The organism is Butyrivibrio sp. INlla16, assembly GCF_900104155.1.
Lineage (GTDB): Bacteria > Bacillota > Clostridia > Lachnospirales > Lachnospiraceae > Butyrivibrio.
Genome location: NZ_FMYB01000065.1, coordinates 1 through 15,961 on the forward strand (window position 1 = coordinate 1; position 15,961 = coordinate 15,961).

Here is a 15,961-nt window from a genome sequence, read left to right on the forward strand (position 1 = left end):
AGAAAACTTTTTCGCATGGATTTACGATTTTTCAATACCTACAACGAATAATCTGTCGGAAAGATCACTCAGAGGAATCAAAACCAAAATGAAGGTATCAGGTCAGTTTGCATCTACTGATACCGCGGATAATTACGCCCTTATAAGGACATATATCGAAACATGCCGTCGTAACGGGATAAATGAAATAGAAGCTCTGTCCAGGCTATGCAATGGTAAACCTTATACTGTGGAGGAAATCTTCTCTTCACAGAAATAATCATACTGAAACTTAATAGCGAATCAGCGTGCTGATTAAGTACGCTGATTTGTCATGTCCAAAAGTATTTAGACCGTGAATAGTAACCATGCCGCATATCTGGCATGTGATTTTTGATATTGTTGTTGACAGGCCAATTACTGAAGCAACTTGCTTCAGTTTTCAAAATGCCATATTGGAATCTCGAAAAATACTTATCGCATTATATAGTACCGTGCCCGGCTTTCTCCTTCAGCTTCAACTATTCCTTCAGCTACAAGCTCGGATAGAATGGCTCTAATTCTAGGCTGACTAAGGCCAATATGCTCAGCGATCTCTGATGTCTTTGCGGTTTCCTGAGCAGTAATATAAGCAACTATTATTTCTTTATTTTCAGTAGTATTGTCTTTTCCGCTTGTCGATTGCTTTTGTCGCTTGCCGCTTGCTCTTGCCGCTTGTCGCTTGTTTTTGTCGCTTGTAATCTATAAACAGTAGCTTTGATTCCATCACCAAATTCCTCGAAAACTGGCTCTTGCAGACCATACTGCTTACATGACTTGATAATTCTGGGAATGCCGGTTCCCCATGCTTCAACTATGTGCATGTATTGGAACATATCAGCGATTGTCTGGTTCCTGCATTTAGATCTTCCGGTTTTCATGGTCGCAATATCCATTCCGCCATAGAGCATTCCTGGTGATACAACCTCGATTCTATCGTCAAAAATGGAAATCTGTATCTTGGATTCGACCAAGTAGCTTCTATGAATGAGAAGCAGGCTTTTAAATAAACTCTGCCCTTCGTGTGGGCTTGGAATGGAATAAATAACTATGCTTACTGGTTAAAAATTCCGTACACTTATTTCATTGACGTCGGAATCAGAAGATAGTAGCATTTGATACAAAAAGAGAAACGTTGGGGAGGGAAATGTTGCGATTATATCACGGTAGTAATGTGCTTGGGTTAAATGTTCTTGAGCCCCACTTGGCGGATCATGACAGACCATATGTATATATGACAACTATAGACGCTGTAGCAGCACTGTATCTGTGCAATGCAGTTGAGAAGCCGTATTATTGGTTTCCTTACGGTTTTGATGAAACGGGGGAAGTGCCGGTTTATCACGAACTATATCCTAATGCATTCAGAGAAGTGTCAGAAGGTGTAAACGGATGCATATACGTTGTTGATGCAAATGATGACCAGTATATTCCGTTCAAGAGTATTCCATGTGCAAGACTAGGAATAGTTCCACTGGAAGTAAAAGATAGGATCATAATAGATGATGCCTATGAGTTTCTTCAGGATTATGTTAAGCAAGGAAGACTAAAAGTCGGTAGATACGAAGATAAAACATCAGCGCAGCTTACATATTGGTACAAGATGGTCGCTGATACTATGAGAGAAAAGAACATGCTGGAAACGCCGGACTGCTCCTATGCTAAATTTGTAAGAAATAAGCTTCCAAAAGCATGGGAGATGTTGGAGCACGAAAGAGACTGACAAATAGGGGGATAGAAATAAAAATGACATTAAGAGAAAGGCTTGAACAACTACCGGAAGATACTTGGAAAAACGAGATGGTATCTATAAAACCAATACTGAATCAGGATGACTTGATATATTCCACATATGATTGTCAGCTTACTGAGGAGCAGAAGGACTTTGTGAATCCATCATGGTTTGAAATAGGAAGGGCGTTTCTTGATAGGGATTATAATTATCCCTGCATAATATATAGTGTTGAGAACAAGCCTGTAGGATTTATCAATCTAAAGGCTTGGTTGCTGGATAAGGATGCATTTAGCTGGAGTTACTATATTGATAAAGACCATCAAGGAAAAGGATACGGTAAAGGGGCGGCTCAGCTTGCCATCTGCATATTGAAGGAAGCTGATCCTCATGCGATGATCAAACTTGCAACAGAAGAGGCTAATAAAAAGGCACAAGTACTCTATGCATCCCTTGGATTCAAACTTCTTCCAGAACGTGATGGTGATGATTTGGTATTTGGGTTATAAAAAAGTAGAAAAACTATCGTTTGAAAGCGAGTTATTTATGTTGATTACAATTGATGCATACAAGGATATTGATGCAAAAAAACTGATGGATATTTATTCAGAAAGCAATTATGAAAACACAGATTATTTTTGCCCAGACGAAGTGGATAAAACTGTGGCAGTTAAGATGGTTGAAGACAGATTTTTGGACTATCTTCAGAATGAGTTTTGGGCACGGGAAGGCGCGTCGTATTGGGTATTAGAAAAAGATGGTGTATGGATTAGTGCTTGTAGAATTAGCAAAATACAATCTGGTCTGTACTACCTCGAGGCTCTGGAGACACGTCCTGATTATAGGGGGAATGGATATGCATCATTGCTTCTTTCGGAAATAGTCGAATCATTGAAAAAAACAGGTGCTTTTAGGATCTGCGATTGTGTTGGCAAAAAGAATATTGCCTCCTTGAGGACACATGAAAAGGCCGGTTTTATGATTGTGTCTGAGGAAGGCTATGATTATCTGCAAAATGAATCCGAGCCACAACAATTCGGTTTAGAATACCGATTTTACGAAGAATAACACCCTCGGATTTACATTAGCTAATTGAGGACAAATAATGATGTCATGACTTTAGAACTAATCAGATGCATCATTAAAAATTGAATATATGTTTTGTAATAAAACAAATGAGTATTCCCAAAAAAGAAAAAAGCAGAGGATTTGAGATGATATTGCTTAGACACTTTACAGAAGATGACGCAGAAACTATCAGAAAGAAACAATGGCCTGACCTCAGCATCGAAGAAATAGAAGCAATTATTAATGATTGGAAGACTTTAGAATATGAAGGTAAGTACTTCGAAATGATGGCAATTGTTGCTGATAATGCAGTAGTTGGTAACATCTCGTTGATGGAACATAGCAGAAGTATTGTGTCGCTTGGTGTTGAAGTGTATTTAGATGAAAGAAGCAAGGGATATGCTACAGCGGCTATGAAACAAGCTTTCATGCTTGCAACAGAGCGCGGCTATAAAATCATACAGGACCAGGTTCGTGTTGATAATAAGCCCAGTATTGCACTTCATGAAAGATGTGGATTTGAAACAGACAGATATGTGTTTATAAATAAAAAGGGCAAGGAAGTATGTATATATACTTCCGCCCTTTAAATCAATGCAAAATCGGCAATGTAAAATAAAGTGTGTAAGTTATGTTAACGGTGACACCAATTTTCCCAAGTGTAGGACTGATACTTTGTGCATCAAAGAATGATGAAGTTGTTGAATATGCTATGAGCCGAACTATGTCGCCGATGATGGTGTCACAGTACCAGTTGCAGTTGCCGGATAAAGAAGTGCTTAGAAAGAAGCTGCAAGAATTGGCTAATATTCCGCAAATTGAAGATAAGGAGTAACTTTAACATGAACATCGAGATAAAGAAAATGCAATCTGATGAAGAGATTAAGGGAAAGGCTTATGTTCATTGGAAGTCATGGCAGGATGCTTACAAAGGAATTGTGAATCAGGATTTTCTGAATTCATTGACGCTGGAAAAGTGTGAAGAACGGGCGTTTAAATGGCCGGAGAATACGTTCGTCGCAAAAGATAATGGGAAAACCGTTGGCTTCTCTTGCTATGGAAAATATCGAAGTGAGGAGCTATCTAATACAGGAGAAATATTCGCAATCTATATATTAGAAGATTATTATGGTACCGGTGTTGGACAGGCACTTATGCAAGCCGGTTTAGGAGAACTTGATTATCCGCAGGTGGCTGTCTGGGTACTTAAAGATAATATACGGGCAATCAAATTCTACGAAAAATGCGGATTTCGCTTTGATGGACGAGAGGAAGAACTCACACTGGGAACTCCTATTGTTGAAGTCAGAATGATAAAAGATAAGGAGTAAAAGAAGTGGAAATTAGAGAATATATAAAGTATAACGAGGAAGAAATATCCCGCCTTTATAACGCAGTTGGTTGGACTGCTTACACGGAGAATATGCCAGCTTTACGAGAGGGGTTCAAAAATTCCATGTTGGTATTGGCAGCATATGATGGAGAAGAACTTCTTGGAATTATAAGAACTGTAGGTGACGGAGCAACAATAGTTTTTGTACAAGATATTCTTGTTTTTCCTGACAAGCAAAGACAGGGAATCGGAACTGCTCTGCTTAAAGAAATACTGAATCGTTATCCTAATGTGCGACAGATAGAACTCGCGACTGATAATACAGCTAAAACCGTGGCCTTTTACAAATCAATGGGCTTTGCGGAAATGTCAGAAATAGGATGTTGTGGATTCATGAAATGTCATTAACGTCACACTAATATTAAAAAGTTGTAGGTGATATTTGTGAACATAGATATTCCAGAGATGCTTATTCGGGCGCAGGAACTCCAAAAGGGCGGAGACTATACTTATTCCCGTAAACTATATAAAGAATTCTTTGAATGCAATGATACGCACCCTCTACGCTTTAAGGCTTTATTTGAAGTGGCTGATAATTTTTATCATGCTAAGGATTATAAATCAGCGAAGCATGGGTATAAAGATTTTTTGGAATATTGCTCTGTTCAAGAGGATGTTACAGAGCAAGAAGCGGGATGGATTGACGCATATACTAAGTTGGCGAATAGTCGGTTGAAAATGATTGAGCAGACTGTTGATAAAGGCAAAAAATGAGAATTTGGTGAATTCCAAATTCATGTATAAAAAGCATTTCAACAGTTCGATTGCCAGTTAGGTGTTATATTGTGTTACCGTAGAATCTTTCCCTTGTTTTTTCCCTTATCAGCATTTGTAAAGTACTATGGGACGATATAACACAAGGGAAATCATAAGGAAAAGTAAAACATCTGCAAATTTAGTATTCATAAGGGTTTGCGGATGATGAAACAACAAATGGTAAAGAGTTATAACGCCCTTGGGAATGGTTCATTCCCAATCGGATTTTTGTTAGCGAGGTAGTAATATGATCAGAATTATGAAATACAGTGCTTTAGCACAATGTGGTGCGATTTATGCAAAAGCATTTCCGATAGAACATTGGGGCATAGATTGGACGGCAGAAAATGCAACAGACTATCTTCTAGATTTTTTTGAACATAAAAAATTTGTTGGATACCCTTTATTGTTGTGTATTTACCAGATTATAAAAAATAAAAGAATTTTCAAATGGGAGAGATGAGCGAGAGGACTAAACAAATTAAGATCATTGATGATAAAGAGCTGGAAGCTGCCCGCAAGGGGACATTCTTGAGAGGGAATCGGATAGTGTTTATTCCAAGGGTTAGGGTTCTTCCGATTGATCCGGAAGATAATGCAAGATTTATAAAGAATTTTTTGAGTCGCGACAAGCAAAAGAATACGACAAGGCCGTTCTACGATAAGACAATTGCCTTGTGTCCTGAGCTTAAGGACGTCGCAGAGATAGAAGACAAGGCGGAGCGCGACATGGCTATAAGGCAAGCAGTGATTAAGCGTCTCGCCGACAATGAGGCAGAAATTCGACAGAGAATTCAATATTTCACTGAGAAGTTTGATTCATTTATTCCGCAGTTTATAGAGGCTTCCTGTGCGCTTTTTAACTACGAGTGGAAGGAAAGTCAGCCGGAGATAATCTGCTATGTAGGCTACATCCCTTTCTATCCACGCAGTTCGCAGGATAAGTGTTTTTTTGTCTCATACCAGGATGAGGAGCGCGTATTCTCAGGGGCGGTTCACGAAATCAATCACATGATTTTTTACGAGAAGTTGTGTGAGATGAAAGGTGTTACTTTGCCGGATCCGGTGTGGCCTGAGCCACTTTGGTACTTACAGGAAATTGTGGTCGATCCGACACTGAATGAGCCCGGAGTGCGAAAGTTTACGCTATATGATAATAAGGCGTATCCGCAGTTCTACGAGCCTTTGCGCGGTACAGACGAGAGTATAATGGACAAGGTCAAGAGGTGCTTTGACGAGCGCGAGAGTATCGAAGCGTTTCTGGGTGGGGCGCTTGATATTGTTAAGGAAAATATGGAGTGACCACTAGGGACGGAGTTAGGCTATGAGTTTTGGGACGAGGAATTGTATGGTTAGGAGCCTTACTTCTTGGCTATGAGAATGAAAAGCCTATAGCAACTATAGCCATTAAGAAGATTAATGATGATATGGCCGAGGCTAAGAGATTATATATAAAACCTGAATATAGAGGTAAGGGATTGATATTCAAAATAGCATTTCAACAGTTTGATTGCCCGTTAGGTGTTATATTGTGTTACCGTAGAATCTTTCCCTTGCTTTTTCCCTTATCAGTACTCATAAAGCACTATGGGACGATATAACACAAGGGAAATCATAAGGGAAAGTAAAACATCTGCAAATTTAGTATTTATAAGGGTTTGCGGATGATGAAATAACAAATAGTAAAGAGTTATAACGCCCTTGGGAATGGTTCATTCCCAATTCAAGTTTGTCTTGTATCCATTACGGTAATCGTCGCTGTCATAGCGTTCAGACTTCTGATATCCAAGATGATCATCCATTTCAGCTTCCATCATTTCTTTGATGGCACCGCCTAAGAGATCCTTGAGAGCATCCTGTATGTCTTCTGCGGTTTCGATGTCATACTCCTGGAGGAGTTGTTGGATAATCTGACGCTTACCGTCTGTCATCTGAACTTTGTGTACGGGTTTCTTTTCTTTTGCCATAATAAAAGGCCTCCTTAAGATTTATTTTACCTTAGGAGACCTCGTTAGAATGGTGTTATTCCGTTTTTACAGAGATTTTTTCACACACTCAAATAAATAAACTTACACACTTTACTTGACACTCTCACTGGAACTTTTTCTCCAGTGCCTTAAACTATTAGTACCTCATTTCATAGTTAATCTTCGTTGTGAAGACTCATCTTATATTCTTTCTCAGCTAATTCTATCTGTTTCTGGAACTGTTCTGCTGTAGGTAATTGTTCTTGAATCTTTTTAATCTGTACATTGTCGTAGGTTGCCACACCCATTGGTGTAGTAATACCTTGAAAAGCGAGTTGCACCTCAGTACGATCCATGTCTTTGCATATCAATAGTCCTATTGTAGGGTTATCGCTATCCCTTTTTACAAATTCATTTACTGCATTAACATAAAAATTCAGTTTTCCGGCAAATTCAGGATCAAATGGTTTGACCTTAAGTTCTAATACCACATAACAACGCAGGTAAATATGATAGAAAAGCAGATCGATTTTTCTTGTTTTCCCAGCTATGATTATCTCCTTTTGCCTGCCTATAAATGCCCAGCCATCACCAAGCTCAAGTAAAAAACGAGTCATGTGCTGTTCGAGAACATCCTCCAGTGCATCCTCATCATATCCCTTAGGTAAGCTAACAAAACCAAGATCATAATTGCTTTTTAGAATTTCTTGTGCCAATTGACCTTGTATTGCAGGGAGCTTGTCTCCAAAATTGGTAAGAGCGGCTCCTTTTGTATGATATAAATCAGCGCGAATAATGTCATCGAGAGCATTGCGGCTCAATCCATCTTCTATCGTTCTTTGAATATAGAAAATTGCTTCATCTACATCTTTGCATTTTGTTATTATTTCTATATGATGACGCCAAGGAACAAAGCTGAATATAACTGGAAAATCTAATTCTCCACCAAGGTGTTGGAGTTTTTCAAAATCTGCGTTTGTCATTTGTTCAGCATTCTTTTTTAATTCCGTTGGGAAAACTCCACCAAGCTGGTGGAGTTTTTGGAGTTCGGTTGAATAGAATAAAAACCATTTCTTCATATACCAGAGATTTGTCGTACTAAACCCTTTGGCATCAGGGAATGCTGCCTGTAAGTCAAGGCTTAACTGTTCTACTATACCACTTCCCCATTTTTGTTCAGCCTTTCTGGTTACGATATCTCTTCCAAGCTGCCAATTGAAAAATAGCTGCTCGTAATTTACCTTTACAGCCGCCTTCTGTTGTGAGCTTTGAAATCTCAATTTTATATCATGAATCCATTCTACATAATCATTATCAAGGATAATGTCATGTGAACGGACAGCACGAGGTTTTTCACTTGTTGTCATAACACCCTCCGTTATTAATTCTTGTTTTCCATCGCTTCCCATTCTGCCTTCATAAGTTCCAACATACGCTTTCTCTGTTCATCTTCCGGAATATCAGAATGGTCAATCTTAGTGATCGGAACACTTCTCATATTATCTATAAAATACTGCTTCTCACGCTCATAGCTTTCTTGTGACCGCTCAAAGCGACGCAGCTCATTTGTAAGCTTATATGCTTTCTCAATGGCTGAGCATAAATCTTGATTTAGCGTAGCCTTCGAATCATGGAAAACTTCGTTATGATAGATCTTCAACTCTATCCAGTTGCGCTTTTCATCCTCAGTAGCATCTTTTGATTCTATATCTACACGGTCATGTATCGTAGTCTTTATTGAAAACTCATTTGTCTCATACAGTTCCAGGAAACATGATAATACATCGCCAAGACTACCTAGGTGGAATGTTTCATCACGACCACATAACCAGTCCATTGAAACTCCGCATTTATCAGCGATATTGATGATGGCATCAACTGTAGGTTTTATTTTTCCACTTTCATAGGATGACAGCGTAGGCTGAGGAATGCCAAGCTCTACAGCAAAATCCTTCTGGGACTTATTACCCTGTAAAGATCGTAGCATTTTCAAACGCTCTCCAAACAAGTTTTCTTTATCACCCATGGTTATGCTCCTCGTATTATATAGTCATACCCATTCTTTACCTGTTCTTAGGTATCGGGTATGCTGTTAAAGATGCTGTGGATTGGTCTTGGTCTCCTACCGCATGGACGGTTATAGAAAGGCTCCAACCACAGCCTCTTTGTCACAATGTTAATCAGTTAGATACCGCATGACGGTTTATGTAGAACGAGGTTACATCCGGCAGAGAGCCCTGTGGATCTTACAGCAGCATCAAATACTTTTATGGGAGGATCATGTGTATGATCTATGTTGGTATCGATGTAGCTAAGGATAAGCACGACTGCTCTATCCTGGGATCCGAAGCCGAAAAGCTGTTTCCGGTATTCACAATCCCAAACAACAAGGCAGGCTACGATGAGCTTTATCAGAAGATATCTGAACTGACCAAAAATAAGGCAGAAATAAAAGTAGGCCTTGAAGCTACCGGTCACTATTCACTCAATATCCTAGGTTCGCTCATTGATAAAGGTCTGACCACCTATGTTATCAACCCGTTACATACAAATCTTTACAGAAAAGGTCTAAGCCTTAGAAAGACGAAAACGGATAAAGTCGATGCCTATTCGATTGCTATGATGTTAATGACTGATAAGACTCTCAAGCCCTACTCAGACACATCATATCACAGCGAGGAGCTGAAGTCATTAACCCGTTATCGTTTCGATAAAGTTCAAGAACGTGCCAAGTTAAAATCTTCCGTTTCGAGACTGGTGAACATTCTTTTTCCAGAGCTTGAGAAGCTTGTGCCAACCTTGCATATGGCTTCTGTCTATGCACTACTCTCAGAAATGCCTGGTGCATCTTACATCGCTTCTTGTCATCTTACCCATCTGAAATCCGTGCTCTATACTGCTTCAAGAGGCAGATACGGCGATGAAGTTGCACGTACAATCAGGAATGCAGCGAGGGATTCTATTGGTTCTGTAATGCCATCTAAATCGTTAGAGCTGAAACACACCATTCATCTGATAGATGTCCTTACAGCTGAGATTGAGGAGGTTGAAAAATCAATCAAATCTATCATGGATACCTGTAACTCACCTATAATGACAATTCCTGGAATCAGTTACAGAATGGGCGCCATGATACTTGCTGAAATAGGTGATTTTACACGTTTCTCAAGTGCAGATAAGATCCTTGCTTATGCAGGTATGTCACCTTCAACCTATCAATCAGGTCAATTGAACTCATCCCATTCACATATGGAGAAGCGAGGCTCCAGCTATCTTCGCTATGCCCTCTTTAATGCAACTAAATTCGTATGCAAGTGGGACGAATCATATGGTATCTATCTTTCCAAAAAGATAGGCGAAGGGAAACACTATAGTGTTGCCGTTTCCCATGCTGCAAAAAAGCTTGTTAGATTGATCTACCGTATGGAACTTACAGGCGAGCCATACCACGGATAAGCTCTTTTTTACCTTTTCTACGAGCACCCTTATGGATGCTCTATTTGTCATGCAGTTTTCAAAGTACTGATTGCAGAAGTAAGACTTCTGCCACTATCTAAAACACATTTCTGTGTCTTGACCAATATATATGAAATATCTATTGACTTTTAATAGTTAGTCTTTCTATTACAGACTATATTTTATCACATCTTGTAAATGAAATATATTAAACTTTATAAATATAGCATATCCTAATATTGACACATTAAAATAATATTGATACTATAATTATAGCTTAAGATAATATATTTCACGAAGAGCTATAACAAAAACAAAATAACATGGTTCATAAGAACCCGTAGTTTCCCGGATGATTGGATGTCACCAAAAGTGTTTCCCAAGAAAACCGGATGTCGACGATACAAAAAGCTTTTTTAGCGTGTTTGAAAGGAGGATGATAACAATGAAAACACGAGCAAAGCAGAGAGCTAATCGCAAATTGAAACTGGTGATGTTGGATCGAAGAGATATATGTGGTGTTAAAGATCCTACGCCCCACGAAGCAGTCAAGGAAATGATCGAAGAAATGCGAAATAACAAAGGAAGGAGGGCTGGCTGATATGGAATACAGAAATATGTTAGCAGAGTACAATGACATTCTTAAGCCGGAAGATGTCAAGAAGATCCTTCAGATAGGTCGTAACACAGTTTACGACTATCTGAAGAACGGCACAATAAAATCCATCATGATTGCAGGTAAGTACAGAATTCCCAAGCTTTATCTCTTGGAATTCATGTACCCTGACATGGAGTTTATCAAGGAGGCAAGTTAAGGCATGGCAAGACCTAAGAAGGATGGCAAAAGAGCTCCCGGAATACAGGGGAAGAGAGGCTATCTTTATATAGTAGTTTCTCAGAATATTATCAAGGATGGGAAAAAGAAGTCTGAGAAGAAGTGGATAGCCACAAAGCTTGCGGATACTCCCGAGAACGTCAAGAAAGCTTCTGAAGCAAGAGAACGTCTCATTAGTAGGAAGACAACAGCTCCTGTAGACAGAAATATCACTATCTCTGATTATACTGATCATTTTCTCAGTAAGAAAAAGAGGGAGGTCGCAGACACAACCTATGAATCTTATGTCCATAGAGGTAATAGGATAAAGAGCTTCTTTGGAGATACTAAGGTTAAGGATGTCAACGAGATCATGGTTGAGAACTTTCTGGATAATATGTTCATTGCTTACGATGTTCAGCCAAGAACTGTGAAGGATACAAAGGTCTTTCTGGGTGGCGTTATGGATCAGGCATTCAAGGATGGCATCATTGCCTACAATCCGGTAAAAGGGGTTGTAATAAACAAGAAGCTTGCATCGGAGCATATAAAAGACAAAACGGAAGATGATGAGTTCTTCTCATATGAAGAAGCTCAGTTATTCTTGAGTGGTATAAAGGAGCATGAACTGTACGAGCTCTTCTATGTCACTCTGTTTTTTGGTCTGAGACGAGAGGAAGTGTTGGGACTTCGCTGGCAAGCTATCGACTTTAAGAACAAGCTTATGAAGATTAACCACACTGTGACCAAAGGAACAACTGTCACAAGGGCAAATACCACTAAGACAGAGTCAAGTGCCAGAGAGTATCCTCTGACGGATGAACAGATAGATATGTTCCTTAAATTAAAGGAAAAAGAGAATAATAATCGCAAACTCTGCGGTAATAGTTATATCGAAAGCGACTACATCTTCAAACACGTTGATGGGTCGCTTTTTTATCCGGATCATCCGACAAAGACCTTCAGAAAGCTCATCAAGAAGATGCCCGAGTTACCACAAAACATCACATTCCACGGGCTTAGGAGCTCATGTGTATCAATACTGGTCCACCAGAATATGGATGTTAAGAGTATTCAGAAGTGGGTAGGACATGCAGACTACGCTACTACTCTTAAAATATATGCTAAGGTCAAGGAGAAGGAAGCAAAAAAAGCAATATCCCATGCTATGAATGGACTGATTCCACTGAAGGAATACAAAGAGTAGTAAAACGATACTTTTATGAGGCAAAAAGTGAAAAAATCATTTTAGAATAATAAGCGAAGGAATAAACAGAAAAAGTTAGAAAAAAGTTAGAATTAGGGCATAAAAAATCGGGGTGACAGGATTCGAACCTGCGGCCTCGTCGTCCCGAACGACGCGCTCTACCAAGCTGAGCCACACCCCGATGGAAGTGTTATTCAATTGAAATATGCTGTTGCAGCGCAACGTCCCGAACGCAGCGCTCTACCAAACTGAGCCACATTCCGTTATATGTAAAGCAAAAGCCGTAGAGACTTTCGCAGCAAAAAGTATGATACAATATAAAGTGTTATTTTGTCAATAGGTGAGCGAAGAAAGGCATAATTATGAGTGCAATTGTTGTTGCTGATGCAAAGGTAATTTTGAAAAAGGGCGAGGGGAGAACAATCAAGGCCGGCGGAGCCTGGGTTTTTGATAATGAGATAAACAGAGTAGAGGGCAGCTTTGATAATGGTGATATTGTCGATGTGCTTGATCATGATGGATACTTTATGGGATACGGTTTTATTAATACCAATTCCAAGATAAGAGTGCGCATGATGTCGAGAAGAAAAGAGCATCCTGTAAATGAGGAGCTTTTGGAAACTCGTATAAGAAATGCGTGGGGTTACAGAAAAACGGTTATGAACCCTGAGTTATACGGGTATGATGCCAGGCTTTCGGGAACTGATGAAAAGGAAGCTCTGCAGAAGCTTTCATGCCGCCTGATTTTTGGTGAGGCAGATTTTCTTCCGGGAATTACAATTGATAAGTTTTCCGATGTACTTGTCATTGAGTCGCTTGCTCTTGGTACAGACAGGATGAAGAACATTATTCTTGATCTGTGTAAGAAGGTGCTCTCAGAAGACGGCGTGGTCATAAGGGGAATATATGAGAGAAGCGATGCCAAGGTCAGAGAGCAGGAAGGTCTTGAGAGAACCAAAGGCTTTATAGGTGAGCCTTTTGATACAAAGGTGCTCATTGAGGAAAACGGAGTAAAGTATTATGTAGATGTTGAGAACGGCCAGAAAACTGGATTTTTCCTGGATCAGAAGAATAACAGAAGGGCTATAGCATCACTTTGTAAGGGGAAGAAGGTCCTTGACTGCTTTACTCATACCGGATCTTTTGGACTTAACGCTGCGGCAGCAGGTGCAAGTTCTGTCCATGCAGTTGATGCATCGGACGTGGGCTGTGCTCAGGCGGAGGAAAATGCAAAGCTTAACGGGCTTGAAAACATAATAAAATTCCAATGCGCGGATGTGTTTGACCTTTTGCCGGACCTTGAGAAGCAGAACGAGCAGTATGATGTGGTAATCCTTGATCCACCGGCCTTTACAAAATCGAGAGCTTCGATTAAGAAGGCTGTCACGGGCTACAGGGAGATTAATATCAGGGGAATGAAGCTTGTGAAAAACGGTGGATATCTGGCAACCTGTTCATGTTCTCATTTTATGGATGAGGAGCTTTTTGCAAAGACGATCAGAGAGGCAGCAAGGAGTGCCCATAAGCAGCTTCGTCAGGTAGAATTCAGGCAGCAGGCTGCGGACCATCCTATACTTTGGTCTAACGATGCATCATTTTATTTAAAATTCTATATTTTCCAGGTCGTTGAGGAATTGTAAGATTTTTTTATATAAGGATATCTAGAGAAAAATGCCACCGGTACTTTGATAAGCCGGTGGCATAATTATATTTTTATAGGTTATCAGAATTGTACAACCTTGGGCGCGTCGGTAAAGGAAGAGAAGGTTGCGGTAGCGTTCTTAAAGTAAAGAACTTCTGTATTATCATCATCAGCCTTGTACATGCCCTGAAGAGACGGATAAGCATCAAGCATATGCTGCTTTGCTTCAATTCTGTCATCGCGTACAAGTTCTCCTGCAACGCGAACCCATTTGCCTTCGGTGAAACCACAGATTTCCACCTTGGGATTGGCCTGGATCTGCTTGGAAACATCCTTTACTTTGCCTGTCTGGATGTAAAGCTTATCCTCAAAAATATCTACTGTTCCGAAGGGGCGTACTCTGGGCTGCTCTCCGTCAACTGTTGCCAGATAATAAGTGCCGCATTTTTTTAAAAATTCATAAACTTCCTGCATGATAAGCCTCCTTTTATTTAAATTGTATAAAATAAATTATAACTTTCTGTTATTTATATTACAAGGTATCGAAATGAAGATTAGATGATGTTACAATCATTATATGATTCAGGATATATCACCCAGGAAATTTCATAATGAGTATAAAGCTGAGCTTCCTGTCTCCGGAGATTACGTGTTTTCTTTTCGGGGAAGGGAGCTTTTGTGCGTTTTGGGAGAAAACGGAGAGATTAGTTTTCCTAAGGCAGATGAGATAGGAATAGATAAAAAGGAGATGGTCTTTCTCTTTGAAATTGACGATATGCGTTTTTTCCTGCCCAAAAGAGAGTACGGATTTTATATTTCCGATATCTCGGTGGACAGATCTCCGGAGCACGAGTACAGATATGAAGATATCAGAGTTCTCAGAAATGCAAATCCGGGATATCTGTGCTTTGCCGGGATGACAGCATATCACCTCTATGTCTGGTACCGCGACAACAAGTTCTGCGGAAGGTGCGGCAGGGAGACGGTCGTTTACGACAAGGAGAGAGCTCTTAGGTGCCCAAGATGCGGCAACATCATTTATCCTAAGATATGCCCTGCTGTTATCGTTGGGGTAACGGACAAGGATAAGATCATGATGACAAAATATGTGGGAAGGCCATATAAAGGAAATGCTCTTATTGCAGGCTTTTGCGAGATAGGAGAGTCCGCGGAGGATACTGTAAGACGTGAGGTTATGGAGGAAGTCGGGCTTAAGGTAAAGAATATAAGATACTTTGCAAGTCAGCCCTGGGGATTCGATTCAAATCTTTTGCTTGGATATTTCTGTGAACTTGACGGCGACGGTGATGTTAATATTGATCGTGATGAGCTCGCCATAGCCGAGTGGGTTAAGAGAGAGGATATCGGAAAAGAGAACAGTAATCTTAGCCTTACTGCAACAATGATGATGCATTTTAAGGAACATCCCGAGGACTTTATCTAGAGAAAAGTTAACAGGCACACCGGAAAACGGAGGGTTTTCGCATGGAAGAACAGATGAGAAAAATCGGTAGACAGATGGCAATCAGAATGGGAATTCTTATGAGTCTTGCACTTTCTCTTGTGGGCACGCTCACTTCAGGACACTTCACGGTTCCCGGATTTATCATCAGCTTCGTATTAAGTACAATAATCAGTTTAACCTGAATTATTCATGACACCTTAGAACCATTCAAAAATCGCTTTGGATATTTTTTCGAAGCGCGAACGCTGAAAATGGCGCGTTCGAAAGCTGAAAAAGGGTAGACTATCCCTATAGCTTCCTGAGAATGGCTTTTTGGTTGTCAAGGTACGTTAACAGTTACTATTCCAACTGCACCTTCAGCTGCCAGATGTTATCGAAAATCTGGAATACTTCTTCTTCGTAAGGGCAGCTACTGCACAGATTGAATTTTATATATCTGCCAG

23 protein-coding genes, 1 tRNA gene and 2 pseudogenes are annotated in these 15,961 nt (G+C 40.0%); 19 read left to right on the forward strand and 7 right to left on the reverse strand.

Annotated features, from left to right (window positions below; genetic code table 11):
• Positions 1–259, forward strand: a pseudogene (locus BLR42_RS23075) (hypothetical protein); the annotation flags it as partial.
• 194 nt (positions 260–453) lie between these two features.
• Here the strand turns inward: BLR42_RS23075 and BLR42_RS24275 are convergent.
• A complete protein-coding gene (locus tag BLR42_RS24275; protein WP_369094664.1) occupies positions 454–720 on the reverse strand; it encodes a winged helix-turn-helix domain-containing protein in 267 nt (88 codons plus the stop codon).
• Entirely contained in the window at positions 618–992 is a 375-nt protein-coding gene (locus BLR42_RS19630) for an ATP-binding protein (protein ID WP_242879445.1), read from the reverse strand. Before BLR42_RS19630 ends, BLR42_RS24275 begins: the two co-directional genes overlap by 103 nt.
• Positions 993–1,165: 173 nt before the next feature.
• On the opposite strand from BLR42_RS19630, the gene BLR42_RS19635 reads away from it, so the two are divergent.
• The 11 genes from BLR42_RS19635 (at position 1,166) to BLR42_RS24280 (ending at position 6,568) form a co-directional block, all read left to right on the forward strand.
• On the forward strand, positions 1,166–1,741 hold the full coding sequence (locus tag BLR42_RS19635) for a hypothetical protein (RefSeq protein WP_242879446.1): 576 nt from the start codon (positions 1,166–1,168) through the stop codon (positions 1,739–1,741).
• Between the two features lie 23 nt (positions 1,742–1,764).
• Positions 1,765–2,259, forward strand: coding sequence for a GNAT family N-acetyltransferase (locus tag BLR42_RS19640; RefSeq protein ID WP_207648583.1), 495 nt, complete (start codon positions 1,765–1,767; stop codon positions 2,257–2,259).
• Between the two features lie 37 nt (positions 2,260–2,296).
• Positions 2,297–2,818 (forward strand): GNAT family N-acetyltransferase, encoded by a 522-nt coding sequence (locus tag BLR42_RS19645; RefSeq protein ID WP_170832891.1) that lies wholly within the window; start codon positions 2,297–2,299, stop codon positions 2,816–2,818.
• Between the two features lie 146 nt (positions 2,819–2,964).
• Complete coding sequence (locus BLR42_RS19650; protein ID WP_170832892.1) at positions 2,965–3,408, forward strand: GNAT family N-acetyltransferase; 444 nt, start codon at positions 2,965–2,967, stop codon at positions 3,406–3,408.
• A gap of 41 nt (positions 3,409–3,449) precedes the next feature.
• Positions 3,450–3,653, forward strand: a complete 204-nt coding sequence (locus BLR42_RS19655) for a PDDEXK nuclease domain-containing protein (protein ID WP_207648584.1) — start codon at positions 3,450–3,452, stop codon at positions 3,651–3,653.
• A 7-nt stretch (positions 3,654–3,660) separates the two neighbouring features.
• Entirely contained in the window at positions 3,661–4,149 is a 489-nt protein-coding gene (locus BLR42_RS19660; protein ID WP_091872856.1) for a GNAT family N-acetyltransferase, read from the forward strand.
• Positions 4,150–4,154: 5 nt separating this feature from the next.
• On the forward strand, positions 4,155–4,559 hold the full coding sequence (locus tag BLR42_RS19665) for a GNAT family N-acetyltransferase (RefSeq protein WP_091872859.1): 405 nt from the start codon (positions 4,155–4,157) through the stop codon (positions 4,557–4,559).
• Between the two features lie 36 nt (positions 4,560–4,595).
• Complete coding sequence (locus BLR42_RS19670) at positions 4,596–4,925, forward strand: tetratricopeptide repeat protein (RefSeq protein WP_091872862.1); 330 nt, start codon at positions 4,596–4,598, stop codon at positions 4,923–4,925.
• Between the two features lie 289 nt (positions 4,926–5,214).
• Positions 5,215–5,430, forward strand: a complete 216-nt coding sequence (locus tag BLR42_RS19675; protein WP_091872864.1) for a hypothetical protein — start codon at positions 5,215–5,217, stop codon at positions 5,428–5,430.
• Positions 5,427–6,269, forward strand: coding sequence for a hypothetical protein (locus BLR42_RS19680; RefSeq protein WP_091872867.1), 843 nt, complete (start codon positions 5,427–5,429; stop codon positions 6,267–6,269). Before BLR42_RS19675 ends, BLR42_RS19680 begins: the two co-directional genes overlap by 4 nt.
• Before the next feature lie 29 nt (positions 6,270–6,298).
• Positions 6,299–6,568 carry a GNAT family N-acetyltransferase gene (locus BLR42_RS24280; RefSeq protein ID WP_091872870.1) on the forward strand — a complete coding sequence of 90 codons (270 nt, stop codon included), beginning with the start codon at positions 6,299–6,301 and terminating at the stop codon, positions 6,566–6,568.
• A 132-nt stretch (positions 6,569–6,700) separates the two neighbouring features.
• On the opposite strand, the pseudogene BLR42_RS19690 reads toward BLR42_RS24280, so the two are convergent.
• The 3 genes and pseudogenes from BLR42_RS19690 to BLR42_RS19700 all read right to left on the reverse strand — a co-directional run.
• Positions 6,701–6,934: pseudogene (locus tag BLR42_RS19690) on the reverse strand (transposase); the annotation flags it as partial.
• Positions 6,935–7,110: 176 nt separating this feature from the next.
• Positions 7,111–8,301, reverse strand: a complete 1,191-nt coding sequence (locus tag BLR42_RS19695) for a PDDEXK nuclease domain-containing protein (RefSeq protein ID WP_091872895.1) — start codon at positions 8,299–8,301, stop codon at positions 7,111–7,113.
• Between the two features lie 14 nt (positions 8,302–8,315).
• On the reverse strand, positions 8,316–8,960 hold the full coding sequence (locus BLR42_RS19700; RefSeq protein ID WP_091872872.1) for a helix-turn-helix domain-containing protein: 645 nt from the start codon (positions 8,958–8,960) through the stop codon (positions 8,316–8,318).
• A gap of 260 nt (positions 8,961–9,220) precedes the next feature.
• Between BLR42_RS19700 and BLR42_RS19705 the strand changes: the two genes are divergently transcribed.
• From BLR42_RS19705 to BLR42_RS19715, 4 genes are all read left to right on the forward strand, one after another.
• A complete protein-coding gene (locus BLR42_RS19705) occupies positions 9,221–10,390 on the forward strand; it encodes an IS110 family RNA-guided transposase (RefSeq protein WP_091872875.1) in 1,170 nt (389 codons plus the stop codon).
• A gap of 445 nt (positions 10,391–10,835) precedes the next feature.
• On the forward strand, positions 10,836–10,991 hold the full coding sequence (locus BLR42_RS23080; protein ID WP_170832893.1) for a hypothetical protein: 156 nt from the start codon (positions 10,836–10,838) through the stop codon (positions 10,989–10,991).
• Position 10,992: 1 nt separating this feature from the next.
• Complete coding sequence (locus BLR42_RS19710; protein ID WP_091872877.1) at positions 10,993–11,205, forward strand: helix-turn-helix domain-containing protein; 213 nt, start codon at positions 10,993–10,995, stop codon at positions 11,203–11,205.
• 3 nt (positions 11,206–11,208) lie between these two features.
• On the forward strand, positions 11,209–12,411 hold the full coding sequence (locus BLR42_RS19715; protein WP_091872880.1) for a tyrosine-type recombinase/integrase: 1,203 nt from the start codon (positions 11,209–11,211) through the stop codon (positions 12,409–12,411).
• A 107-nt stretch (positions 12,412–12,518) separates the two neighbouring features.
• Here the strand turns inward: BLR42_RS19715 and BLR42_RS19720 are convergent.
• A tRNA-Pro gene (locus BLR42_RS19720) sits at positions 12,519–12,592 on the reverse strand.
• Positions 12,593–12,773: 181 nt separating this feature from the next.
• On the opposite strand from BLR42_RS19720, the gene BLR42_RS19725 reads away from it, so the two are divergent.
• Positions 12,774–14,051 carry a class I SAM-dependent rRNA methyltransferase gene (locus tag BLR42_RS19725; RefSeq protein ID WP_091872883.1) on the forward strand — a complete coding sequence of 426 codons (1,278 nt, stop codon included), beginning with the start codon at positions 12,774–12,776 and terminating at the stop codon, positions 14,049–14,051.
• 83 nt (positions 14,052–14,134) lie between these two features.
• Here the strand turns inward: BLR42_RS19725 and BLR42_RS19730 are convergent, their stop codons facing one another.
• Positions 14,135–14,527, reverse strand: a complete 393-nt coding sequence (locus BLR42_RS19730; RefSeq protein ID WP_091872885.1) for a pyridoxamine 5'-phosphate oxidase family protein — start codon at positions 14,525–14,527, stop codon at positions 14,135–14,137.
• A 211-nt stretch (positions 14,528–14,738) separates the two neighbouring features.
• Between BLR42_RS19730 and nudC the strand changes: the two genes are divergently transcribed.
• Positions 14,739–15,497 (forward strand): NAD(+) diphosphatase, encoded by a 759-nt coding sequence (gene nudC, locus BLR42_RS19735; RefSeq protein ID WP_330387407.1) that lies wholly within the window; start codon positions 14,739–14,741, stop codon positions 15,495–15,497.
• Between the two features lie 41 nt (positions 15,498–15,538).
• Positions 15,539–15,700, forward strand: coding sequence for a hypothetical protein (locus tag BLR42_RS23085; RefSeq protein WP_170832894.1), 162 nt, complete (start codon positions 15,539–15,541; stop codon positions 15,698–15,700).
• The last annotated feature ends 261 nt before the right edge of the window (positions 15,701–15,961 follow it).